Annotated in this window: 26 protein-coding genes; 17 read left to right on the forward strand and 9 right to left on the reverse strand. The window is 65.9% G+C overall.

Annotation, left to right across the window (positions count from 1 at the left end):
- Positions 1-4: 4 nt before the first annotated feature.
- Entirely contained in the window at positions 5-1,297 is a 1,293-nt protein-coding gene (locus CXR02_RS02790) for an MFS transporter (protein WP_104060598.1), read from the forward strand.
- Between the two features lie 122 nt (positions 1,298-1,419).
- On the opposite strand, the gene CXR02_RS02795 is transcribed toward CXR02_RS02790, so the two are convergent.
- Together CXR02_RS02795 and CXR02_RS02800 are read right to left on the reverse strand one after the other, a co-directional pair.
- Positions 1,420-1,917 carry an SRPBCC domain-containing protein gene (locus CXR02_RS02795; RefSeq protein WP_104060599.1) on the reverse strand — a complete coding sequence of 166 codons (498 nt, stop codon included), beginning with the start codon at positions 1,915-1,917 and terminating at the stop codon, positions 1,420-1,422.
- A gap of 12 nt (positions 1,918-1,929) precedes the next feature.
- Entirely contained in the window at positions 1,930-2,262 is a 333-nt protein-coding gene (locus tag CXR02_RS02800; RefSeq protein ID WP_104060600.1) for a metalloregulator ArsR/SmtB family transcription factor, read from the reverse strand.
- Positions 2,263-2,403: 141 nt separating this feature from the next.
- On the opposite strand from CXR02_RS02800, the gene CXR02_RS02805 reads away from it, so the two are divergent.
- A complete protein-coding gene (locus tag CXR02_RS02805) occupies positions 2,404-2,946 on the forward strand; it encodes a TspO/MBR family protein (RefSeq protein WP_258060693.1) in 543 nt (180 codons plus the stop codon).
- Positions 2,947-3,131: 185 nt separating this feature from the next.
- Positions 3,132-3,329, forward strand: coding sequence for a hypothetical protein (locus tag CXR02_RS02810; RefSeq protein WP_104060602.1), 198 nt, complete (start codon positions 3,132-3,134; stop codon positions 3,327-3,329).
- 84 nt (positions 3,330-3,413) lie between these two features.
- Here the strand turns inward: CXR02_RS02810 and CXR02_RS02815 are convergent, their stop codons facing one another.
- The 4 genes from CXR02_RS02815 to CXR02_RS02830 form a co-directional block, all read right to left on the reverse strand.
- Entirely contained in the window at positions 3,414-4,097 is a 684-nt protein-coding gene (locus CXR02_RS02815; protein ID WP_104060603.1) for a DNA alkylation repair protein, read from the reverse strand.
- Positions 4,098-4,196: 99 nt separating this feature from the next.
- Positions 4,197-4,766 carry a GNAT family N-acetyltransferase gene (locus CXR02_RS02820; protein ID WP_104060604.1) on the reverse strand — a complete coding sequence of 190 codons (570 nt, stop codon included), beginning with the start codon at positions 4,764-4,766 and terminating at the stop codon, positions 4,197-4,199.
- Between the two features lie 64 nt (positions 4,767-4,830).
- The gene (locus tag CXR02_RS02825; protein WP_104060605.1) at positions 4,831-5,010 is read right to left on the reverse strand and encodes a hypothetical protein; all 180 of its coding nucleotides are present in this window, start codon (positions 5,008-5,010) and stop codon (positions 4,831-4,833) included.
- Between the two features lie 44 nt (positions 5,011-5,054).
- Complete coding sequence (locus CXR02_RS02830) at positions 5,055-5,828, reverse strand: oxygenase MpaB family protein (protein ID WP_104060606.1); 774 nt, start codon at positions 5,826-5,828, stop codon at positions 5,055-5,057.
- Between the two features lie 293 nt (positions 5,829-6,121).
- Between CXR02_RS02830 and CXR02_RS02835 the strand changes: the two genes are divergently transcribed.
- Complete coding sequence (locus CXR02_RS02835) at positions 6,122-7,093, forward strand: matrixin family metalloprotease (protein WP_258060694.1); 972 nt, start codon at positions 6,122-6,124, stop codon at positions 7,091-7,093.
- Between the two features lie 58 nt (positions 7,094-7,151).
- On the opposite strand, the gene CXR02_RS02840 is transcribed toward CXR02_RS02835, so the two are convergent.
- Entirely contained in the window at positions 7,152-7,856 is a 705-nt protein-coding gene (locus tag CXR02_RS02840) for a phosphonatase-like hydrolase (protein WP_104060608.1), read from the reverse strand.
- Positions 7,857-7,867: 11 nt separating this feature from the next.
- Complete coding sequence (locus CXR02_RS02845; protein WP_104060609.1) at positions 7,868-8,626, reverse strand: GntR family transcriptional regulator; 759 nt, start codon at positions 8,624-8,626, stop codon at positions 7,868-7,870.
- Between the two features lie 165 nt (positions 8,627-8,791).
- Here CXR02_RS02845 and CXR02_RS02850 point away from each other — a divergent pair, with 165 nt between their 5' ends.
- The 13 genes from CXR02_RS02850 (at position 8,792) to nboR (ending at position 22,742) form a co-directional block, all read left to right on the forward strand.
- Entirely contained in the window at positions 8,792-9,991 is a 1,200-nt protein-coding gene (locus tag CXR02_RS02850; RefSeq protein ID WP_258060695.1) for a TIGR03364 family FAD-dependent oxidoreductase, read from the forward strand.
- Positions 9,992-10,031: 40 nt separating this feature from the next.
- Positions 10,032-10,949 carry a phosphate/phosphite/phosphonate ABC transporter substrate-binding protein gene (locus CXR02_RS02855; RefSeq protein WP_104060610.1) on the forward strand — a complete coding sequence of 306 codons (918 nt, stop codon included), beginning with the start codon at positions 10,032-10,034 and terminating at the stop codon, positions 10,947-10,949.
- A complete protein-coding gene (locus CXR02_RS02860; protein ID WP_104060611.1) occupies positions 10,946-11,701 on the forward strand; it encodes a phosphonate ABC transporter ATP-binding protein in 756 nt (251 codons plus the stop codon). Before CXR02_RS02855 ends, CXR02_RS02860 begins: the two co-directional genes overlap by 4 nt.
- The gene (gene phnE / locus CXR02_RS02865) at positions 11,698-12,501 is read left to right on the forward strand and encodes a phosphonate ABC transporter, permease protein PhnE (protein WP_104060612.1); all 804 of its coding nucleotides are present in this window, start codon (positions 11,698-11,700) and stop codon (positions 12,499-12,501) included. The genes CXR02_RS02860 and phnE overlap by 4 nt, the downstream gene beginning before the upstream one ends.
- Before the next feature lie 218 nt (positions 12,502-12,719).
- Positions 12,720-13,217, forward strand: a complete 498-nt coding sequence (uraD, locus tag CXR02_RS02870) for a 2-oxo-4-hydroxy-4-carboxy-5-ureidoimidazoline decarboxylase (RefSeq protein WP_104060613.1) — start codon at positions 12,720-12,722, stop codon at positions 13,215-13,217.
- Positions 13,214-13,555, forward strand: a complete 342-nt coding sequence (uraH, locus tag CXR02_RS02875; RefSeq protein WP_104060614.1) for a hydroxyisourate hydrolase — start codon at positions 13,214-13,216, stop codon at positions 13,553-13,555. Before uraD ends, uraH begins: the two co-directional genes overlap by 4 nt.
- Positions 13,556-13,939: 384 nt before the next feature.
- Complete coding sequence (locus CXR02_RS02885; protein ID WP_252575250.1) at positions 13,940-15,280, forward strand: MFS transporter; 1,341 nt, start codon at positions 13,940-13,942, stop codon at positions 15,278-15,280.
- 103 nt (positions 15,281-15,383) lie between these two features.
- Positions 15,384-16,067 (forward strand): GntR family transcriptional regulator, encoded by a 684-nt coding sequence (locus tag CXR02_RS02890; RefSeq protein ID WP_104060664.1) that lies wholly within the window; start codon positions 15,384-15,386, stop codon positions 16,065-16,067.
- Positions 16,064-16,870: an aspartate/glutamate racemase family protein gene (locus CXR02_RS02895; RefSeq protein WP_104060617.1), complete on the forward strand. Its 807-nt coding sequence runs from the start codon at positions 16,064-16,066 to the stop codon at positions 16,868-16,870. Before CXR02_RS02890 ends, CXR02_RS02895 begins: the two co-directional genes overlap by 4 nt.
- Positions 16,871-16,880: 10 nt before the next feature.
- Entirely contained in the window at positions 16,881-18,332 is a 1,452-nt protein-coding gene (locus CXR02_RS02900; protein ID WP_104060618.1) for an amidohydrolase family protein, read from the forward strand.
- Positions 18,333-18,340: 8 nt separating this feature from the next.
- The gene (locus CXR02_RS02905) at positions 18,341-19,072 is read left to right on the forward strand and encodes an aspartate/glutamate racemase family protein (RefSeq protein WP_104060619.1); all 732 of its coding nucleotides are present in this window, start codon (positions 18,341-18,343) and stop codon (positions 19,070-19,072) included.
- A 211-nt stretch (positions 19,073-19,283) separates the two neighbouring features.
- Positions 19,284-22,049, forward strand: a complete 2,766-nt coding sequence (aceE, locus tag CXR02_RS02910; RefSeq protein WP_104060665.1) for a pyruvate dehydrogenase (acetyl-transferring), homodimeric type — start codon at positions 19,284-19,286, stop codon at positions 22,047-22,049.
- Between the two features lie 84 nt (positions 22,050-22,133).
- Positions 22,134-22,742 carry a nicotine blue oxidoreductase gene (gene nboR, locus CXR02_RS02915; protein ID WP_104060620.1) on the forward strand — a complete coding sequence of 203 codons (609 nt, stop codon included), beginning with the start codon at positions 22,134-22,136 and terminating at the stop codon, positions 22,740-22,742.
- A 29-nt stretch (positions 22,743-22,771) separates the two neighbouring features.
- On the opposite strand, the gene CXR02_RS02920 is transcribed toward nboR, so the two are convergent.
- On the reverse strand, positions 22,772-23,332 hold the full coding sequence (locus CXR02_RS02920) for a Pr6Pr family membrane protein (protein WP_258060698.1): 561 nt from the start codon (positions 23,330-23,332) through the stop codon (positions 22,772-22,774).
- Positions 23,333-23,522: the final 190 nt, after the last annotated feature.

Genomic DNA, 23,522 nt, shown 5'->3' on the forward strand with positions numbered 1-23,522 from the left:
CACGATGACCACTACTGCAGGCGTCCCAGCCGACGTCCAGGTTCACAAGTCCCACCTGCGCACCCTCGTCGGCACCGGCATCGGCAACGCCGTTGAATGGTACGACTGGGCCATCTATGCCACATTCTCGCCCTTCATCGCGAGCGCACTGTTCAGCAAGGCGGATCCGACGTCCGCGTTCCTCGCCACCCTGGCGATCTTCGCCGTCGGCTTTGTCGCCCGCCCGTTCGGCGGCTTCGTGTTCGGCTGGATTGGAGACCGGATCGGCCGCAAGACGTCCATGACGTTCGCAGTGGGCCTCGCCGCGCTTGGCAGCCTGATCATCGGCGTCGCCCCCACGTTCGAAGCCGTCGGGGCCTTCGCCTCGGTCCTGCTGCTGGTGGCCCGGCTCATCCAGGGCCTTGCCCACGGCGGCGAGCTGCCGTCGTCGCAGACCTACCTCTCCGAGATGGCGCCCAAGGAAAAGCGCGGTTTCTGGGCAACGCTCATTTACACGTCTGGCACCGTCGGCATCCTGGCCGGGACCATGCTCGGCGCTGTCCTGTCCAACGTTTTGAGCACAGCTGACATGAGCGCCTGGGGCTGGCGCATCCCGTTCATCCTCGGTGGGGTTATGGGGCTTTACGCCCTGTTTATGCGGGCCCGCATGAAGGAAACGGCGGCGTTCGAGGCAGAATCGCCCAAGGAAAAGCACGAGCCGATGTGGCCCCAGATCTACAAGCACCGCAAGCAGGCCCTGCAGGTGATTGGCCTGACCGTGGGCCTGACCGTGTCCTACTACATCTGGGGCGTCGTGACTCCCAGCTATGCCGCGTCGGTCCTGAAGATGGACCGTGGAGAGGCCCTCTGGGCCAGCGTGATCGCCAACGTGCTGTTCATCGCTGCGCTTCCATTCTGGGGCAAGCTCTCGGACCGCATCGGCCGCAAGCCCGTCATGATCATGAGCGCCGCCGGAGCCGCGCTGTTCCACTTCCCCATGACCTGGCTGCTGAAGGACTCCCCGTGGCAGCTCGCGGTCACGATGTCCGTCATGCTGTTCTTCATCGCCGGCAGCGCAGCAATCGTCCCGGCCGTCTACGCCGAACTGTTCCCCACCAAGATCCGCACGGTCGGCGTGGGCGTCCCGTATTCCATCTGCGTCGCAGTCTTCGGCGGTACCGCACCGTACCTGCAGGCCTGGCTTGGCTCCATCGGACAGGGCAACCTCTTCAACGTGTACGCGGTGGTCCTGCTGGCCATCAGCATCGCGTTTGTGTTCACCATCCCGGAGACCAAGGGCAAGGACCTGACACACTAACCAGCAACGCCGCCTCCGTAGCCGCGGCCACCACCACGCGCGAAAGGACACTTGGGGCCCCGGATCCTAGGGCCGCAAGTGTCCTTTCGCGCTAGCCTTTGCGTCAAAACCGTCAGCGTTACTCAGGCGCGGGCGTGTTCGGCGAGGACGGCGTCGATCTGGCCGGCAGCCTCCTTCATGCCTTCCTCCATGCCCATCTTGACCATTTCTTCCATCTGCTCTTCGGAGTCGAACGTGGACATAATGGTCATCCGGGTGCGGCCACCCAGATCCTCGAGGTCAACAGCGGCATGGGCACTGCCCATGGCATCCACGGGCGCTCCGGTTTCGTCAGCGAAGCCGTCATCAAATTCGAGCTTGCGCGGCGCCTCGATGGTTCTGAATTTCCACCAGCCTCGGGGCTTCTCGCCTTCGGGCGTGGTCATGTAATAGCCGGCCCGCCCGCCGGGCTGGAAGTCGAACCGGTCAAACGTGGCCGGATAGTTGGGCGGACCCCACCAGCGCTCCAGCTGGCGCGGGTCTTCCCAGATCTGCCAGACGCGCTCGACGACGGCGTCGAACTCCGCCACGAGGGTGAGGCTGAGTGCCTCGAGATTCTTGGTGGAACTGATAACAGGCATTGCGCAACCTTCCTATCCTTCAGCCAGAATGTCTGCGATCCGCTCGGCGCGCTGCCGCCAGATCGCTTCATACTCGTCAAGCAGCTGGCGGGCCTTTTCCAGTCCTTCGTGGTTTCCCCGCACAATCTGCTCCCTTCCGCGTTTCTCCTTGGTCACCAGGGAAGCGCGCTCCAACACCGCCACATGCTTCTGGACGGCGGCGAAACTCATGGCGTAGAGGGCGGCGAGGCCGGAGACGGAAGACTCCCCCGCCGTCACCCGCCGGACAATGTCCCTCCGGGTGGCGTCCGCGAGCGCCTGGAACAGGCGGTCCACGTCCGCGTCTCTGAGCTGATCTACAACCATTTGGTTGTACGATACGCCGGTGGCGGAGGGGTGTCAAGGCTTGAATGCTGCCCCCGAAATGCCATCTCGAAGGGACCCTGACGGAGACCTCCGATGCCTCCGGGTTTGACGCGGGTACCCGCCATTGTCCACAGTGGGTCAGTGCCTGACACTGTCCCCAACGAAGCGCAAGGTCCGGCAGTCCCGGACGGGCCGTCCCGACGGCGGCAGGTTGCCGCCCTGATCGGCTTCCTCGCGCTTTCCTGGGCCGTGTCGTTCGTGGGGTCCCTCCCGATCCGAACGGCTGCCGGCGGCTGGTACGCCCTGGCGGACAAAGCCCCCTGGACGCCTCCCGGGCTGATGTTCACGTCGGTCTGGCTGGTCCTTTACGCGGCAATGGCGGTGGCGGCCTGGCTGGTGTGGCGGCAGCGGCGCCACCCCCGCCGCCGCGCACTAAGGCTCTATGGGCTCCAACTGGCCCTGAACCTAATCTGGCCCATGACGTTCTTCGGGCTGTATCCCATACTGGGGACCGCGGCGCTCTGGCTGGCCCTGGCCGTCCTCGCCGCCCTCGTCCTCACAGCGGCCCTGACAGTTCTGCGCTTTGGACCCATCAGCCCAACGGCTGGACTGCTGATGCTGCCGAACGTCTCGTGGCTGGTGTTTTCGGCGTCCCTGAACCTTTACGCTGCCGTCAGTAACTAAGGCCGGCCCGAGCGTGTAATCGCTCACACTTTCGCCGTTTCGGTTGCAAATGTCGGCGGCGAGCATGAAGCATGAGATCGGGACCCCGTTCCCGCACTACCAAGATCAGCAATCCTCACCGACGAGGATGCGGCCCCCTCAAGGACGACGCGGAGCCGTTAACTGCATGAGCGAAAGTACTGACAATGACGTTTGAGAACACTGACTCCATCACGCTGAAAATCTGGGACCGGTCTTCCCTTGAGCACACCCTTGAGAGCGTTGTGCACGACCTCTCGGTCAAGGCGAACACCACCAAATGCCGCATTGCGGTCCAGTGCAGCGGCCCCAACACTTTCACGGTCAGCATCCGTGGCCAGGAACGCCAGCTCGCCACCGTCTGATCGGTTCACGGCCAAAACTGAAGCGGACGACGGCGGGAGGTTCCCGGCGTCGTCCGCTTTCGTTTTGCTTCCGGGCCGACAGTCTTACGCGGTGGCCTGGCGGCTCACCATCTCGTTGATCCAGACCGGCGCGAAGGGTGACGTGCAGTTCGGGGGCGTCGGGTAGTCCTTGAGGACCTCGAGCCGTTCGCCGATATCGAGCGCCCGGGCCCGGTGCTCGGGATGCTCGATCCCAATGAAGGCCAGCGTGTGGTTCATGGCCCACTGCAGCCGGTCCGGGGCGTCCTTCATCTGGGCCTCGATAATGTCCAGCAGCCCAGGGAGGTCGAGCCCTGCGGGCTTTTTCGCCACCCGTTCGCTGGTCAGGGCCCACCCGGCACTGGCGACCACCGGATCCGGATCAGCCATCCAGGCCACGCGCAGGTCCTCGGCGTGCGGGCTCTTCTTCACGACGTAATTCACGAGCCAGTCGTGCACTTTGGGGGCGCGCGCCTCGCGGAGCATGGTGTCCAGTTCGTCGCGTTCGAAGGCCTTCGGCCGGCAGATCAGCAGGGCCACCAACCTGGCCGGAGTGTCGTTCGTGGACCAGAGCTCGCGCGCGAGTTCCTGCTGGGTCTTCAGCCGCTTCGCGACCGCGCGCAGCTTGGACAGGTTCACCCCGTGGTCGTCGCCGCGCTTCTCGTTCGCATCGCGCATCTTCGGGTCCTCAAGCACGGCCAGCTCGGCCATCACTTCGCCCAGCAGCCCGGCCGTTATCGTTTCCGACATGTCACCCCTTCGGTCACCCTTTTGTCGGTTCCAGCCTACGGCTGCCGGCGGGTTTGCAGCAGATGCGGCCGTCAGTGGTCCGCGTCAGTTATGCGGCCATTACCGACCGCCGGTGGCCACCCAGGAACCGAGCGGCTCCTCCGCCACTTCCGTGTCCGCGTCCTCGGTCCCGCAGGGCACAAACCCGCGGGACTGGTAGTTTGCCAGGGCCGCGGGACCGTCCAGCGTGCAGGTGTGGACCCAGACACGGGACACCTGCGGGAGGCCGCAGCGTTGTGCCAGCGACCATGCGGCCGTGATGGCGTGTTCCAGCAGCCCGCCGCCGAGACCCCGTCCGATCGCCTGCTCTGAGAGGCCGAAGTACCTGACCTCAACGTGCGTTCCATCCTCGGCGACGACGGGCTGAAGGTGGACATAGCCCCACGGCACGCCCTCCCCATAGAGGACCCAGAATTCCGTCCCCGGCACGGCGAGCTCCTCGGCCCACTGCTGCCGTGTCCACTCGAGCCGATCCGTCCAGTGCCTCGGTCCGCCCACCAGGCCATAGAGGAAACGGGCATACTCCGGGGTGACCCCAACAGCCCGGTCCAGCCGTGCCTCATCGTGCAACGGGCGCGCCGTCCAAGCTGGCGGTTGGAGCATCTGGAGCGTTGTGGTGGTGACCTTCATGGACAGCTCAAACCCTTCGATTTCGATCGTCCGTCAATCCTATTTGAGACCGAAAGCAGGGGGTCTACTCCTCGCCGGTGTCCCGTGCTTCCAGGTGCTTCGCCATGGCTTCGCAGGCCTGGTTCCAGCGCGCCGTGAGGGCTTGCCGGTTCAACGGTTCGAACATGCTGTTGAGGACTTTCTCAACTGCGTCGTATGCGGCGTCCCGAACCCGTTCCTGCGCCGCGTGGCTGTAATAGTTCATGCCGGGGATTCGTTACGGCGACGCCGAAAGATGGCGGTTCAGGGCTACGAGGTGCGGAGCCGGCCGAGGCAGTAGTTCTTGACGCAGTGCCGCACCGGCCGCGGCAGCCGTGGATACACCAGGGCGGACCACCGGGTGGTGCGGTCGAACAGGCGGCTGTGGCGGTCGCTCCACGGCAGCCCGAAGCCGGCGCGCAAGTGGTCCGGCAGCAGCCCGGCGGTGATGAACCGGATCAGGGGCATGCTCATCCGCAGCCAGAGTGGCCCGGCTGGCGGGTACAGGAGGTCGCGGCCGACGCCGGCGGTGACGGCGTCCAGCTCCAGTGTCAGCAGGGAAGTGTCCCAGTATGTCCTGAAGGCTGCGCGGTCGGCCGGCCACAGGTTCGCCGGCAGTTGCAGGACGGTGCCGATTCTTGCGTAGTCGCTGTACATAAGGTCGGCTGCCTCGTCGTCGAGCGGGCCGTAGATTTTCTCGTAGACGGTGATGGCGGTGTCGTACAGGGTGGCCACCACCCATAATTGCGCCTGGGCATCGAACGCGCTGTACCCGTGGGAGCCGGCTTCGGGCTTGCGGCGGACCGTGGAGTGGGCCCGGTTGACGCTGCGGCGAACGGCCGCGACCTGCGCCTCTGTTCCGTAAACGACCGCGTAAACGTAGGTGACCGTAGCCCGGAAGCGGTCCAGGGGACGGGAAACAAAGTCACTGTGCTCGGCGACGCCATGGCCCACCGCGGGGTTGGCGATCTGCAGCAGGATGGCGCGGCCCGCCCCGGCGAGCAATACACCTTCAGCGCCGATGTCGGCCAGGTTCCGCACCATGGACCCACGATACCGGAGAGGCAACCACTACTTCCCCGCGGCGACGTCAATGCGGGCTACCTCAAGGACAGCGACATGTATTCCGTCTGCGCAACCATCGAGGAGTTGCCCCGGACTTTTGGAAGCGGACGACGGCGGGGAGCTCCCGCCGTCGTCCGCTTCCTCATTTAACGCAACATTTGAGTGAACCTGGCTGACCGAACTTCACGGGTAATCTCGTACGGATCAACGGGACCGCCACTATGCTGGGCAGACCATCAAAGGAGATGGCACGGCAGCGCAAGGGGGAACTGTTGGAATCAGATTCTGGCGGCAGGGAGTTTCCCCGCATCCGCCGTTCGCCCAGCGGGCGCATTCCGCAGTGGGCAATCGATGAGGCACTGGGCAAGCCGCCAGCGCCCGAGCCGTGGCGCGGTGCCCCCATCTCGCCAATCTCGGCAAAGAGGACCGTCCACCGCCGGAAAGTCTGCGGGCGCAAGTGGAAATCGCGCACCGCCACGGTCCTGGGCATCGCCCTCTTGGTGGGTCTCTACTTCACTCCGACCCTCTTCGACCGGTTTGTGTTGCCGGCAGCCATGCCCTACCTGCCAGGCGCCAAAGTGCCGCCGCCAGGGTTTGAAGCCGCATCAGCCCCGCTCGGCGTGCCGCCGGCCACCAGCGGATCCACCGCCTATGTCCTGCAGAAATCCCCGGACCCGGGCCAGGCCTTTGTGGCCTACGACCCGTGCCGTCCGCTGCACTACGTGGTCCGGCCGGACAATGCGCCGCCAGGAACAGACGTAATTATCGAGGAGGCCGTATCCGCAGTTTCCGCGGCCTCGGGACTGCAGTTCGTGTATGACGGAACCACGTCCGAGGCGCCATCCGAAGCCCGCGAAGCGTACCAGCCTGCGCGCTACGGCAAGCAGTGGGCGCCGATTCTCATTGCGTGGTCGTCGCCGGCGGAAGCACCCAGGCTGGCAGGGAAGGTTGCAGGGACCGGTGGAAGCGCCTACGCCCATATTCCCGGCGAGCCCTATGTGTACGTCGCCGGCCAGGTGACCCTCGATGCGCCGGGCCTCGCGGAAACACTGGCCTGGCCGGAGGGACCTGCCCACATCCGCGCCATCATCATGCACGAGCTGGGGCACGTCCTGGGGCTGGACCACGTGGACGATCCCACGCAACTGATGCATGAGGAAAACAGCGGGCAGTTCGACTTCGGCGATGGCGACCGCGCCGGGCTGGCGCTGCTGGGAACCGGGGAGTGCGTCCCGCGGCTGTAGCCACGGGTGTCACCACGGCGGTGCAGCTGCGCGTTTTGCGGGTCAACCGACTTGCCCGTCAGCAGACGACGGCGGGAGTTTCGGCGGCCAGGGCGCCCACCAGTTCGGGGAGGTCCTTCACGCCGGGAAGAATCCGCAGGTGCGGGTGGCGGCCCAGCTCCTCCGCGCCGAGCTTCCCGGTCAGGACGCCGACGCCGGCCACGCCGGCGTTTGCCGCGGCCTGCAGATCGACGACGGTGTCCCCGGCCGCCAGCACGGCGCCCACGCTCAGGACACCGGTGCGCTCCATCGCACGGTGGATCATGTGGGGAGCCGGGCGTCCGCGGGGCACCTCGTCGGAGGTGACCACGGCGTCCAGCAGCTCGCCGTCGCCCACGCGCCAGCCCAGCGTGGCCAGCAGCGGATCGGCCACATCCCGCGAGAATCCGGTGGTCAGGGCCACCTTGATGCCCATGGACTTCAGGGCCCGCAGCGCGTCCTCCACACCGTCCAGGGGAACGGGTGCGTTCGCGGCGTAGAGGGCCGCCAGGATCTCCTGGAAGCGGACAAATGTGTGCGCAACGAGCCCGGATTCGGCAGCGATGCCGCCAAGTTCCAGCAGTGCTGCGATGGCTTCGGTCTTGTCCGTGCCCATCCACGCCTGGAGGTCCTCGGGGGTTACCTCGGCGCCGGCCTCGCGGACGGATTCCCCGAGGGCGCTGTAGACATCCCCGTGTTCGTCGATGGTGGTTCCGGCCATGTCGAGGGCTACAAGTTCGATCATTATGGTGTTCCTTAGGCTGTGGTTGGCACGCGGACCAGGTTGGCGCGGTGCTCGCTGGTGTTTTCGATGGTGAAGTTGGTCAGGCCGGGGATGTACCTGTCGTCGGAGTATTCGATCGGCTCCCCGGCTGCGGAGGAGGTCAGGCGCCGCTCGCGGAGCAAGGGTGAACCGGGTTCGACGCCGAGCAATTCCACGTCCAGTCCCTCGGCTGCCACGGCATCGATGGTGTGCCGGCCCCGGCTCAGGTCCACGCCCTGGCTTTTCAGGAAGCTGAAGATGGAGCCGCTGTCCGTATCAAAGTCGAACAGCAGCCGGCCGACGTTAAGGACAAAGCTGGTCCGCTCCACCATGGCCGGCGCGTCCCCCAGGAGCCGCAGCCGCAGGACCTCCACCACAGGCTCGCCCGCTTTGATGCCCAGCTGGGCTGCCACCTCGGACGAGGCCGGGCGGCGGGCGATCTCCCGGGTCTGCTGCCCCGGGGACTTGCCAATGGATCTTGCCCACTCCGTAAACGACATAAACGTGGTGAACGGCTGGGACAGCGCCGCCCGGCCGGCGACCGGCTGCTTGCCGCGCCCGCCCAAAATGAGGCTCTCGGTGCGCAGCGCCGCGAGAGCCTGCCGGACGGTTCCCCGGGAGGCTTCGAATTCCCGGCAAAGCTCTGCCTCGCTGGGAATCTGGAACCCCTCAGGCCACAGGCCCGACGTGATGCGGGTACGAAGCTCGTCGGTCAAGCGCTGGTGGAGAGGCTGAAGCTGCGAAAGGGACATGACTTGATCATACAAGTTGGATTGGCGTGATTTCGAAGGATTTCGGCCCTCTCGAATGAACACGGCATTAACTCGGCAGGCCTTCAATGAACAAATTGTAAACTTGTTCAGATAAGTTCCGATCTGGCTTGATTGGCCTGGCCCCGGGCGGCCACTATCGATCTTGTGAATACCGAAAACCTTCAAAACCAAGCCGCCGGCAGCCTCCCGTCCTCCGTGGACGTGGTGGTGGTCGGGGCCGGCATCGTAGGCCTGGCCCACGCCGCCCTTGCCGCCGATCGGGGGCAATCCGTGCTGGTCATTGATCGCGATCACCGCGCGGTGGGCGCCTCCATCCGGAACTTCGGACACTGCTGCATCACCGCCCAGACCGGCGACTTGTATGAACTTGCCATCACCGGCCGCAAGCACTGGCTGGATTTCTCGGAACGCGCCGGCTTCTGGGCGACGGAATCCGGAGCCGTGGTGGTGGCACGCACCGCGACAGAACTTCGCGTCCTGCACGAGCTGGCGGAACACCGCGAGCCCGGCCAGGTCGTTCTGCTCAGCGCCGCTGAAACGTCCGCCCGGCTGGGGCGAGCGGCTGCTGCGGAGGGTCCGGACGCAACGACAAGTCCCGTCGTCGTCGGCGGCGCGTGGCTGCGTGATGACCTCAGGGTCGATCCCCGGACCACGGTGGCGAGCCTCGCCGACTGGCTGGATTCGCGTCCGGACACATCCGTGCGGTGGAACGCCTCCGCCCTCGGCTTTGGCGCGGGGACCGAACGGACAGCCCTGGTCCGGACAAGCCGCGGCGAGGTGGAAGCCGACCACGTGTTTGTGTGCGTGGGCCACGACGTGGACCTGCTCTTCCCGGAACTTGCCGCAGGGCACAAGATCGAACGCTGCTCGCTCCAGATGGCAGCCGCGGCAGGCCCGGAGGGGCTGGATCTGCAACCGGCAGTCCTGACCGCCACGTCCATGCTCCGCTACGGCGCCTTTGTGGAGATGCCGTCCGCAGCGGAGCTCCTCGCAGAAGTCCGGGCGCAGGATCCGGCTCTCGTGGACATCGGCGCCAACGTGATGTTCACCCAGCGACCGGACGGCACGCTGCTGTTGGGCGACTCGCATGCCTACCAGAAAACCGCCGACCCCTTCCTGGCAGAGTCCACCACGGCGCTCCTGCTGGACCGGATCCAGGGCGTCCTGGGGGTCGAATCCCTCGACATCACGGAACGCTGGCAGGGCATTTACGCCTCCAGCGAGGTGGGACCGCTCCTTGTTGCCGGCGTTGCCCCCGGCGTCACTGCCGTGTCCGTCACCGCGGGAATCGGCATGACCGTTTCCTTCGGCCTGGCGGCGCGCAACGTCTCCACCCTCCTCTGATCTTCCATCCCATTCCTCCCCCAAGACCTCAAGGATCCCCATGAAAACCCGCTACCTCGCCCTGATTCCGGCTGCCCTGCTCGCCGCCGTCGGCCTGTCCTCCTGCGCCAGCCCGGCCGTCCAGAACGCATCAGCGAACACCCCCGCCTACTGCGCCGAGGGCCCCATCAAGTTCGGCATCGAGCCCTATGAGGACCCGGCCAAGCTCGAACCCGCCTACCGCGTCCTCGCGGACGCCATGGCGGAGAAGCTGGGCTGCGAGGTCGAGGTCCAGGTTGTGGAGGACTACTCGGCCGAGGTGCTCGCCATGGCCAACAACCGCCTGGACATCGGGCAGTTCGGGCCCATGGGCTACGTCTTCGCCAGCACCAAGGCGGGAGCGGAGCCCATCGCCTCCTTTGGAACGGCCGACGGCGAACTCAGCACGTACACGGCCGGCATCTGGGTGCCCAAGGACTCCGCCATCCAGTCGATCAACGATCTCAAGGGCAAGGATGTGGCACTCGGCGGCATCGGCTCCACCTCCGGCGATGTCCTCCCCCGCTACGGCCTCAAGAAAGCCGGCATCAGCGAATCCGACCTGGACATCAGCTACGCCGGCGGGCACCCCGAAGCCCTCCTGGCCCTGACCAACGGGACGGTGGACGCCGCCGAGATCAACTCCCAGACCTTTGCCTCAGCCACTGCCGCAGGCACCTTCAAGCCGGAGGATTTCCGCCAGATCTGGATCTCGGACGCCATCCCCAACGATCCCATCACCATCCGCGGCAACGCTGACCCGGCCCTCAAGGAAGCCGTCCGCGACGCCCTGGTGAATCTCCCCGCCGAGGCCATCGCAGAAGTGGGCGCCTTCCTGGACGTCACGCCCCCGGGCCCGCTGCTGGCCGTCACCAAGGAGACCTACCAGCCGCTGTTCGACCTCGCCGCCACCATGGGGCTGACCGAGGAAGACCTGTGACCGCTGTCCAGGTGGCAGGCCTGACCAAGGCCTACGGCGGAACCACAGTGCTGGACGGCGTCGACTTCACCGTCCGGGCAGGGGAACTGCTCGCGTTCCTGGGTGCGAACGGTTCGGGAAAGTCCACCACGCTCAAGTGCGTCATCGGGCTGACCCGTCCCGACGCCGGCACCATCCGCGTCCAAGGCAAGGACCTGGGGACACTCCAGGGCCGGGCCCAGATCCTGGCACGCAGCCAGGCCGCCATGGTCTTCCAGAAAATCCATCTTGTCCCGCGCCGGACGGCCCTGGACAACGTCTGCTCCGGCGGACTCCTGCGGGTCCGCGGACTCGCGTCGGTCAGTCCGGCGTTATTTGCCAAAGACCTCAGGGAGGAAGCCATGGCATGCCTGGACCGCGTAGGCCTGGCGGGAGTTGCCCTGGAACGGACAGGGAAGCTGTCCGGCGGGCAGCAGCAGCGCGTCGCGATTGCCAGGGCACTCTGCCAGCGCGCTTCGGTGCTGCTCGCGGACGAACCCGTCTCCGCCTTGGACCCGCACGCGGCCGAACAGGTCATGGCGCTGCTGGCCGAGCTTGCCCACACCGAGAACCTCGCCGTCGCTGCGGTGCTCCACCAGCCGGACCTCGCGATCCGTTACGCGGACCGCGCCATCGGCCTCCTCAAGGGAAAGATTGTGTTCGACGGCGGCCTGGCCGGCCTGTCGGACGATGTCCTGGACACGCTGTACGCGCCGGACAGGGTCGCAGCATGAGCGCCCCCGCACTTCCCCGAGCGAAGCGTCAGTGGACCCGAACCGGGACCATGGCCACCGCCGTCGTGGTCCTTATTGTTCTGCACGTCATCGCCCTCGAGAGCACCGAGTTCAAACCGGCGCTGCTGGTTGACGGCGCCCAGGGCATGGGACGGTTCCTCGCCGACGCGTTCCCGCCGGACCTGGACTGGGAGAAGGTGCTGAAGCCCAGCCTGGAAGCAACGCTGGTGACGCTGTGGATCGGGCTGCTGGGAACCAGCCTGTCCATTCCCACCGCCCTCCTGCTGGCCGCGCTGGCGTCGGAAACCACTACTCCGCATCCCGTCGTGTACCAGGCGGCGCGTGCCGTGCTGTCTTTCTTCCGGGCGGTTCCTGACGTTGTTTTTGCCCTGATCTTTGTCACCGCCGTGGGCCTGGGCCCGTTCGCCGGCGTGTTGGCCCTGATCTGCCACAACACCGGCGTGATGGGGAAGCTCTGGGCCGAGGCCATGGAGGAGAGCGACCAGGGGCCGGTCCAGGCGCTTGCCTCCGCCGGTGCCAGCAAACTGCAGCAGACGTTCCACGCGAACATTCCGCTGGTGGTCCCCCAGTTTGTGGGCCTGCTGCTCTACCGGTTCGACGTGAACGTGCGGTCCTCGCTGGTCCTGGGCCTGGTGGGCGCCGGCGGCGTGGGCCTGCTCATCAACCAGGCCATCAAGTCGTTCCAGTTCGATCAGATGCTCACGCACATCATCGTGGTGCTCGTCCTGATCGTGGTGGTTGACCAGGCGTCGGCCCTGATCCGGCGCAGGCTCGCCTGACCTGCGCCCCCGGGAACAGAAAGCGGACGACGGCGGGGCTCCCGCCGTCGTCCGCTTTCTGTTTGGGCATGGCCCAGACAGCGTCCCGGCAGTTGACACCCGCCGGTGCGTGCGGTTGACTTTTGCATATGCTGAAATAACAGTTCCATGATGCGGAATAAAGTATCCGTATAGCCCTACACCGTGGATGCCAGCATCAAAACACGAGGATCTGTTTTATGCACCTTGAACAGTTCAACACGGCCGGCCGCCCGGAGGCTGCCGATTTCCTGCGCCCCTGCCTGGACATCCAACGCTGGATCGATGAGCTCGCCGACGCGCGGCCCTATTCCAGCCTCGACGCGCTCCTGGCGGCGGGCGGCGGCGCAGCCAACCCCTTCACTCCGGCCGAGATCGAAGCAGCCCTCGCCCACCATCCGCGGATCGGCGAGCGGGCGCAGGGCGACAGCGCGGAAGCGAAGCTGTCCCAGTCGGAACAGGCCGGACTGGGCGTGGCCGACGCGGACGTCGCCAAGGCCCTGGCGGAAGGCAACCGGGCCTACGAGGAAAAGTTCGGGCAGGTATTCCTGATCCGCGCCGCCGGCCGCAGCCGCGAGGAGATCCTGGCCGCCCTCAACACCAGGCTCGGCAACACCCCCGAAGCAGAACAAGCAATCATTGGCCAGCAGTTGCGGGAAATCGCAGTGCTCCGACTCGAAGGACTGATGGGCAAATGAGCACCTCCCTCGTCACCACCCATGTACTCGATACCGGCTCCGGAAAGCCGGCAGCCGACGTCCCGGTAACCCTCCACGTGCTCGACGGCGAGCGCTGGGTCCCGATCGCAGAGGGCGCCACCGACGCGGACGGACGCATCAAAGAGCTGGGGCCGGAGCGGCTGCCGTCGGGGACCTACCGCCTGGCATTCGACACGGGCAAGTACTTCGCCGCCAGCGGCACCGAAACGTTCTTCCCGGAGGTGACCCTCACGTTTGGCGTGGTGGAATCGGAGGCCCACTACCACGTGCCGCTCCTACTGAGCCCATTCGCCTATTCCACGTACCGGGGCAGCTGAGCCCACCGGCCCCTGCCGGAGAACTGAGACGACAGGAAGGGTCCGCGGCGTCGCCGCGGGCCCTTTCGCGCGCCCATTGCCCGGCTCCCCAAGCCGGATCCCCAAGCCGCCAGCCGAAACGCCAACGGCGGTCACAATCGGTTATTTGGCCCGGGTGGGCCATAACGGAACAAATTCCTTGACAGTGGTCCGGGTCACTTCTATTCTAAATTTTGGGATCCCACATTGGGATCCCAAAAGATCGCGATCCGGGTCCCAAGCCGCAGTTCATAGCCAGGCTTCTCCGGATTTAGGCTCCAGGACGCCCCACCAGCCGGCCTCCTGCCCCGCGAACACCCAGCCTTTCTTCCCGTCTGCAATCTTCCTCTCTGCAAAGGAGAAGTTGTGTCTCTTCAAAATACTGAAACCGCTGTACCGCTCCCCGACGACAAAACCGGCAAGGGCGGCGTGCAACGTCGCACCAACGTCCGCTGGAAAATGTTCCTGCTCCTGCTGGTCCTCGTCGCCGTCAACTACATCGACAGGGGCTCCATCTCGGTGGCCCTCCCCATCATCCAGAAGGAATTCAATCTCGCCCCCGAGCTCGTGGGCCTCCTGCTCTCGGCCTTCTTCTGGACCTACGCGCTCATGCAGATCCCGGTCGGCTGGCTGATCGACAAGTTCGGTCCGCGCAAGGTCATGACGGCTTCCTGCGTGGGCTGGGGTGCGGCAACCGCCGCATCCGGCCTGGCCGGCGGCTTCCTGAGCATGTTCATCGCCCGGCTCGGCATCGGCGTCACCGAAGCCGGCGTGATGCCGGCCGGCGGCAAGCTCAACGCCATCTGGATGCACAAGTCGGAACGCGGCCGCGGCGCCACCATCCTGGACGCCGGCGCCCCCCTCGGGGCCGGTCTGGGCGGCATCCTGATCGCCGGGCTCATCGCGTCAACCGGCAGCTGGCGCACGGCGTTCATCATCGCCGGCGCCGCAACGGTCCTCATGGGTCTGGCCGTCTGGTGGTACGTCCGGGACAACCCGCGCCAGCACCGCGGCGTCAACGCCGCCGAGGCCGAATACATTGAGGCCTCGCACGCCGCCGAAGATGCCGAAGCCGCGAAGGAAGGCGCCTCGGGCAAGCGCGCCCTGCTCCCGTACCTGAAGTTCCGTTCCTTCTGGGCCATGTGCTTCGGCTGGCTGGGCTTCAACGGTGTGTTCTACGGCCTGCTCACCTGGGGCCCGCTCTACCTCGCCCAGGCCAAGGGCTTCGACCTGAAGACCATCGGCTGGTCCACCTTCGTGATCTTCGGAGCCGGCTTCGTCGGTGAAATCCTGGGCGGCCACATCGCCGACAAGTGGCGCAACTCCGGCGCCTCGGCCAACTTGGTCATGCGTACCCTGCTGGGCATCTCCAGCATTGTGGTCATCGGCGGCCTGGTAGGCGTCACCATCGTGGCGGATCCGACGACGGCGGTAGTCCTGCTGTCCGTGGTCATGTTCTTCCTCCGCTGGGTGGGCCTCTTCTGGAGCATCCCCTCCATCCTGGGCGGCCGGACCAATGCCGGCGTCCTGGGCGGCGCCATGAACTTCAGCGGCAACATCGCGGGCTTCGTCACCCCGATTGTGGTAGGCCTGATTGTCGGGGCCACGGGCTCCTACACCTGGGCACTGCTGTACTTTGTAGGATCCGCGGTCATCATGGGCGTCTCCGTGCTGACACTGAACTACAACAAGCGCCTCCCGGTCTAACTCGCCTGACCGGGCCGGCCCGACGGCCTGTACCGCCGAAAGGTCGGACACCGGCCGGGAACGCCGGGCGCACTGCCTGAAAGAACCACGAATGGAGCCAGAATTGCTTATCGCAGAAGACACGAACAACACGGACCGCCCCCTCCGGGAGACCGTGCGTGACACGCTCCGTACGAGGATTTTCGAAGGCCACTATGCGCCCGGCACCCGGCTGGTGGAGAGGGACCTCGCCGCCGAATTCAACGTCTCGCGCCTTCCCGTCCGCGAGGCCCTCCGGATGCTCCGCCAGGAAGGCCTGATCCGGGACCGTGCTTCCCGCGGCATGGAGGTCAGCGGACTGAGCGCCAAGGATGTGGAAGACCTCTTTGACGTCCGCCAGTCCCTTGAGGTCCTCGCCTGCCGGCTGGCCGCGGCCCGCGCCACGGCCCAGGACCTCGAACAACTCCAGGGCCTGCTGGACGAGGCCGACCGGTGCCTCGCCAAGGGATCCATCCTGGAAGCCCACCGCGCCAACAGCGAATTCCACGACGCCATCACCCGCATCGCCAACAACGACTTTCTCCGCTCAGCGCTGGAACCCCTTCAGGGCCGCATGCACTGGCTCTTCCGCCACGTCAGCGACCTCCCGGAACTGATCCAGGAACACCGTGACCTGTACGCCGCCATCGCCAGCGGCGACCCGGAACGCGCCGCCGCCCAATCGGCGTCGCACATCGGCAAGTACCGCGAGCAGTTCCCCGAAGACTCCACCGCCGCCGAGCCCAAGCTGCATCGGAAAAAACCATGAAACTCCTGGTCATCAACCCCAACACCAGTGCCGACGTCACGGCGCTGATCGAAGCCGAGGCCGTGCGTTCGGCCGGGCCGGACACCGAGCTGCTCGTGCGGACTGCCGGGCACGGCGTCGAGTACATCGAAACCCGCTTCGAATCCCTCATCGCCGCCGGCGCCGTCGCCGAAATCATCGCCGAGTATCACGGCCAGGTGGATGGCGTCGTGGTGGCGGCGTTCGGCGATCCCGGCATGCCGGCCCTCAAGGAACTGGTGGATGTGCCGGTCATCGGCATCACCGAGGCCGCCCTCTGCGCAGCCGCCCTCCAGGGCCAGCGCTTCTCCATCATCGCCATCTCGGACCGCATCACCGCCTGGTACCGGGACTGCGTGGAGCACTTCGGGCTCGGCGGCCGCCTGGCCTCGATTCGTTCCATCAACCAGAGCCTCAACTCGATCGGCTCCGTCCAGGCCGACTTCAAGGACACGCTCCTGGCACTCAGCCGGCAGGCTGTCGCGGAGGACGGGGCCGACGTCGTGATCCTGGCAGGTGCCCCGCTCGCCGGGCTCGCCCGCGAACTTGAGGGACAGATCCCCGTTCCCGTGGTGGACGGCATCTCGGCCGGCATCCGGATGACCGAAGCCGTGGTTGCCCTGCAGTCCGGCTTCCACCGGCAGGGCGCCTTTGCTCCGCCGCCCGTCAAGCGCCGCAGCGGACTGTCCGAAAACCTCGACGCCGCCCTGGCCGCCGCGCAGAACGCCGCCGCCCAGTCGAAGGCCGCCGTTGCCTCGGCCGCCCAGCCCGCCACCCAGAAGTAGGAGGACAACGATGTCCCACACCCCAGATCTCGTCATCGCCCACGGCACCGTGGTCAACAGCTTCGGCCGGCAGACCGCGCACGTGGTGGTCCACGACGGCCGCATCGTGCAGCTGCTCGACGCCTCGGAGCCCGTGCCCGCGGCAACACGCACCGTGGACGCAAGCGGCCAGCTGGTGATTCCCGGCGGCGTGGACGGCCACTGCCACGTGGCCCAGGTGACCGGCCGCTTCCGCACGCTGGACGACTACCGCACCACCTCCACGGCAGCGCTGTGGGGCGGCACCACCACCATCATCGATTTCGGCATCCCGCGCGACGCCCAGGAAACCCCCTTGGACGCCGTCCTGAACAAGAAGCGCCTGGCCGCCGAATCGCGCTGCGACGTGGCACTGCACGGCTCCGTGGTCAGCTGGGACGAGACCGTGCCGTGGCAGCTGGAGCAGCTCGCCGCGGAGGGTGTGCGCTCCGTGAAGATGTACACCACCAACCGCGGCTCCACCATGGCCGACGGCGACACCATACTCAAGGTTATGCGCGAAATGGTCCGCCTGGACGGCCTCACCTACATCCATGCCGAGCACGACCCCATCATTGCCGACTGCACCGAGCAGCACGCCGCGGACGGCCGCATCGCCATCGAGCACCTGCACCGGACCCGCCCCGAGCTGGCGGAGGAAATCTCTGTCAAGGAAACCCTCGCCATGGCCGAATACACCGGGGCGCCGGTCTACTTCGTGCACCAGTCGACTCCCGGAGCCGTGGACCTGGTCACCGAGGCCCGCAGCCGCGGCCACGAAGCCTACTCCGAGACATGCCCGCACTACCTGAGCCTGGATGACACCGTCTACGGCAGCACGTTCCCCGAGTGGTACGCCTGCTGCCCGCCCATGCGCAGCGCCGAAACCGTGGCCGCCCTCAAGGAACGCCTCGCAGCCGGGGCCATCCACACCGTAGCCTCGGACCACTCCTGCTACGACCTCTCGCAGAAACGCGAGCGCACGGACGACGTCCGCTTCATGCCGCACGGCCTGCCCGGGGTGGAAACCCGGATGCCTGTCACGTTCACGGCCATGATGGATTCGGCCAGCGGAGGAGAGGGCCGGGTAGAGGACTTCGTGGAGGTTTTCGCCGCCGGACCCGCCAGGATCAACGCCCTTCCCCGCAAGGGAACCATCGCCGCCGGCTTCGACGCCGACGTCGTCATCTTCGATCCCGCCGAGGAACGCACCGTCGACGGCGGCGCTCTCCACATGGGTACTGACTTCTCGCCGTTCGAAGGGAAGACGCTGACCGGTTGGCCCGCCGTCGTCGTCTCCGCAGGCCGTGTGGTGCTGGACGACGCCGGTTTCCATGACCCTGGGGCTGTTGGCCGCTTTGTGGCCCGCAAGGGCTTCACCGAACACCGCGACGCCCTGTCCTGGCCCCAGGAATCCCGCCCCGCCGTCTACGCCGCCAGTTAGGAACCCTCATGCCAAGCCAAACACGCAAAACCCGCATCGGCATGATCGTGCCGTCCTCCAATACCTGCCTGGAGCCGCAAAGCTACCGGATTTTGGGCGAGCGGGACGACGTCACCATTCATTTCACCCGGATCCCGGTCACCCGGATTGCTCTGGATGACTCGTCGGACAAACAGTTCGACTCCGGCGTTATGCGCACCGCCGCGGAGCTGCTGGCCACCTCGGATGTGGATGTCATCGCCTGGAACGGCACCTCCGGATCCTGGCTCGGCGCCGACCATGACCGCCGGCTCGTGCAGGGAATCACGGACGCCACGGGCATCCCGGCCACCACGTCCACCCTGGCGTACATGGAGGCGTTCAAGTCCTTTGGCACCGAACGCATCGGGCTGTTCACTCCATACACCGGGGACGTCAACGAGGCCGTGATCGAGTCCTACGCGCAGGCCGGCATCAAGACCATCGACCACCGGCACCTGGACCTGAGCGACAACGAGTCCTTCGCCTCAGTCACCGACGCCGAGATGCTGCCGGGCTCGCTGGAACTCGCAGCCTCGAATCCGGACGCCCTGATCTACCTGTGCACCAACCTGTACGGTGCCAACATCACGGCCGAAGTGGAGGAGCGAACCGGTGTACCGGTCCTGGACTCGGTGGCCGTCACGCTGTGGCATTGCCTCAAGATGGCGGGCGCACCGCTGTTGGACCCGCGCTGGGGCAGGCTCCTTACGTCTTCCTGAAAAAGCAACGCGGGGTCAGATACAGCCGATTCTGGGCGGCTTAATGGGCCGTATCCGACCCCGCGTTGCTTGTGGCTCCCTTAGCAGCCAAATGTGACCGTCCGCTCGCCTTGACGCGCGGATGGTCGCGTAGATAATCTCGAGATGCAATAAAGTTTTCTCACACAATGAAAACTTGAGCCAACTATTCAACGATGAAAAGAGGCTGGACGTGGCTGCAGGAGAAGAGACCTCCCATATCCTCAGCGGGTTGACAAACCAGCTGCCTGATCGTGATCCGGAAGAGACCGCCGAATGGCTGGAGTCCCTGGATAGCCTGATTCAGGAACAGGGCACCGAGCGTGCCCAATACATCATGCGCAGCCTGCTCCAGCGGGCCGGCGCCCAGAGCGTGGGCGTGCCGATGGTGACCACCACGGACTACGTGAACACCATCCCGGTGGACCAGGAAACGGCGTTCCCTGGTGACGAGGACATCGAACGGAAGTACCGGGCCTGGCTGCGTTGGAACGCGGCCATTATGGTGCACCGCGCGCAGCGGGCAGACATCGGCGTGGGCGGACACATCTCCACCTACGCCGGTGCAGCGACCCTGTACGAGGTGGGCTTCAACCACTTCTTCCGCGGCAAGGACCACCCGGGCGGCGGTGACCAGGTCTTCTTCCAGGGCCACGCTTCCCCGGGCATGTACGCCCGCGCGTTTATGGAAGGCCGGCTGTCCGAGGAGGACCTGGACGGTTTCCGGCAGGAAAAGTCCAAGGAAGGCCACGCGCTCTCCTCCTACCCCCACCCGCGACTGATGCCGAAGTTCTGGGAATTCCCCACGGTCTCGATGGGCATCGGCCCGATGAACGCGATCTACCAGGCCCAGTCCAACCGGTACCTGCACAACCGCGGCCTGAAAGACACCTCGGACCAGCAGGTCTGGGCGTTCCTGGGCGACGGCGAAATGGACGAGCCCGAGTCCCGCGGCCTGCTCCAGCTCGCCGCCAACGACAAGCTCGACAACCTGAACTTTGTGGTCAACTGCAACCTCCAGCGCCTGGACGGACCCGTCCGCGGCAACGGCAAGATCATGCAGGAACTCGAGGCGTTCTTCCGCGGCGCGGGCTGGAACGTCATCAAGGTCGTCTGGGGCCGGGAATGGGATGACCTGCTCACCGATGACGCCGACGGCTCCCTCGTAAAGATCATGAACGAGACCCCCGACGGCGATTACCAGACCTACAAGGCCGAGTCCGGCGGGTTCGTCCGCGAGCACTTCTTCGGCAAGACCCCACAGACCAAGGACATGGTCGCGGACCTGTCCGATGACGAAATCTGGAACCTCAAGCGCGGCGGCCACGACTACAACAAGGTCTTCGCCGCGTATAAGGCAGCCACCGAATTCAAGGGCAAGCCCACCGTGATCCTGGCCAAAACGGTCAAGGGCTACGGACTCGGACCCCACTTCGAGGGCCGCAACGCGACCCACCAGATGAAAAAGCTCACCCTCGATGACCTGAAGAAGTTCCGCGACTACCTCCGCATCCCCATCACGGACGAACAACTCGATGCGGACCTCTACAGGCCCCCGTACTACCACCCCGGCATGGACTCCCCCGAGATCCAGTACCTCATGGAACGCCGCCGCGCCCTCGGCGGCTTCGTCCCCGAACGCCGGCCGGACCACGCGCCGGTGGAACTGCCGGACGCCAAGACCTACGAGGTTGCCAAGCGCGGTTCCGGGAAGCAGCAGGCGGCCACCACCATGACCTTCGTGCGCCTGCTTAAGGACCTGCTCCGGGATAAGAAGTTCGGACACCGTATTGTCCCGATCGTTCCGGATGAGTCCCGGACCTTCGGCATGGACGCGTTCTTCCCGACGGCCAAGATCTACAACCCGGACGGCCAGGCCTATCTTTCCGTGGACCGGGACCTGGTCCTTGCGTACAAGGAATCGGCCCAGGGCCAGCTGATCCACCCCGGCATCAACGAAGCAGGCGCGGTCGCAGCGTTCACCGCCGCCGGCACGGCCTACGCCACCCACGGCGAGCCGCTGATCCCGATCTACGTGTTCTACTCCATGTTCGGCTTCCAGCGCACCGGCGACGCCTTCTGGGCCGCCGCGGACCAGATGACCCGTGGGTTCATCATCGGCGCCACCGCCGGCCGCACCACCCTGACCGGCGAAGGCCTCCAGCATGCCGACGGCCACTCCCCGATCCTGGCCTCCACCAACCCGGCAGTGGTCACCTACGACCCCGCATACGGGTACGAGATGGGCCACATCATCCGGGACGGCATCGAGCGCATGTACGGGCCGGCCGCAGGCGGCGATGGAACCGGACCTGCATCCGATAAGAACCTCATGTACTACATCACGGTCTACAACGAGCCCATCTCCCAGCCGGCCGAACCTGAGAACCTCGACGTCAACGGTGTGCTGAAAGGCATCTACCGGGTGTCGGCGTCGGGTATCGAAGGGCCCAAGAGCCAGATCCTGGCCTCCGGCGTCTCCGTCCCGTGGGCACTGGATGCCCAGCGGCTGCTCGCCGAGGACTGGGGCGTCTCCGCCGACGTCTGGTCCGTCACGTCCTGGAACGAACTGCGCCGCGACGGGCTCGCCGCCGAGGAAGAGGCCTTCCTGAACCCGGGCCAGCCCGCACGCGTACCGTTCGTCACGCAGCAGCTCGCCGATGCGCAGGGGCCCGTGGTGGCGGTGACCGACTACATGAAGGCAGTCCCGGACCAGATCCGCCAGTTCCTCCCGCACCAGTTCGCCTCGCTCGGAGCCGACGGCTTCGGCTTCTCCGACACCCGCGCAGCTGCCCGCCGCTTCTTCAAGAACGACACCCACTCGATTGTGGTGAAGACCCTGCAGCTGCTCGCTTCGCGCGGAGAGGTGGACGGCGGCGTGCCCGCCTACGCGATGGACCGCTACAAGCTCCTGGATGTCAACGCCGGGACCACCGGCGGCGCCGGAGGCGACGCCTGACCACCTTCATCCATAGACCAGTTGACGGCAGTGTTCCCCCAGGACGCTGCCGTCAACTGTCATGTGGCTGGATAGGCTTGGGCCATGGCTGACCTTGACACCCAACGCACGACGGCGGTGCTGCTTGCCGCCGGCGCCGGGACGCGGCTGAGGCTCGGGCCCAAAGCGTTACTCCGGTTCCGCGGCCGCACGCTCGTTGAAGTCCTGGCCGACGTGCTGCTCGCCGGCGGCTGCCGGGAAGTGGTGACGGTGCTCGGCGCGGACGCGGCAACGGTCCGCGCCACGACAGATCTCAGCCGGCACCGGGTCATCGACAACCCGGACTGGGCCAGCGGGATGGGAAGTTCGTTCCGGGCGGGAGTCGACGCAGCAGCCCCGGATGACCATGTGCTTATCGCGCTGGTGGACCAGCCCGGCCTGACCGCAGAAACCGTCGCCAGGTTGCTGGCATCGCACCGGCCTGGCCGGGTGACGGCGGCCGCCTACCGTGGCCCCGACGGAAAACTCCGGCGCGGACATCCGCTGCTCCTGGATTCCAGCCTCCGCGCTGAGGCCGCGGACACGGCAACGGGCGACGCCGGGGCACGCTTCTTCCTCCAGGAGCACCCGGGGCTGATCGACCTCATCGATTGCAGCGACCTCTCCGGCGGCGAAGACCTCGACACCCCCGAGCAGCTGCACCTCCTCGACTGAGGACCAACCATGGATCGGTGGATCAAGGCTTAGTAATCCACCTGCCGCTTGAGTTTGTTGCCGAACCACAGCATCGCCAGGCTCACTACCAGGAAGCCGACGGAAATGGCGAGGGCAAACACCAGCACCCCGCCCCAGCCACCTGCCCGCGCGGGGTCGACGAACCAGTACGGGTACCAGTTCACCAACGCCCCGCGGACCAGGCTGTAGACCAGGTAGCCGACGGGGTAGAGCAGCCAGTACCAGATGTGCTTGACCGTGAGCGTGGCCCGAGGCGGTTGGAAGAGCCAGTCCACCACCATGACCACCGGGATCAGGTAGTGCACCACGAAGTTGACCCACGGCAGCAGCGAGCCGAGATCTTCCCCGGCGAGCAGCGCACCGAACACGAGTCCCACCACGGCCATGGCGATGGTTGCCGTGCCGCGCGTGACGTCGTCGATTTCGCTGGGGCGTTTGCGGATCAGCACCCTGTAGCCGCTGATGAGAAGCACCAACGCGGCGAAGATGTTGGACAAATTTGTGAAGTAGCTGAAGAAGTTCCAGACGTCGTAGCCCATGCCCAAATGAACTGTCAGCTGTGTTCCCACCGCCACCAGCGTCAAAAGGCCAAAAAAAAGCGTCCCCCGATAAGCACAGTTCTCTTGGTCATAGCCCCAATCCTTGCCGAATCCCCAGCTCAGACGCGGTTCGACACTCCGCAGTTGAATGGGCGCTACGTGATCGGCAGCTCGAGCGCCTCGGCCACGTGGCCTACTTCGCGTACTGAGAATCCTTCCG

The sequence above is a fragment of the Arthrobacter sp. 4R501 genome (assembly GCF_002929755.1).
GTDB lineage: Bacteria > Actinomycetota > Actinomycetes > Actinomycetales > Micrococcaceae > Arthrobacter.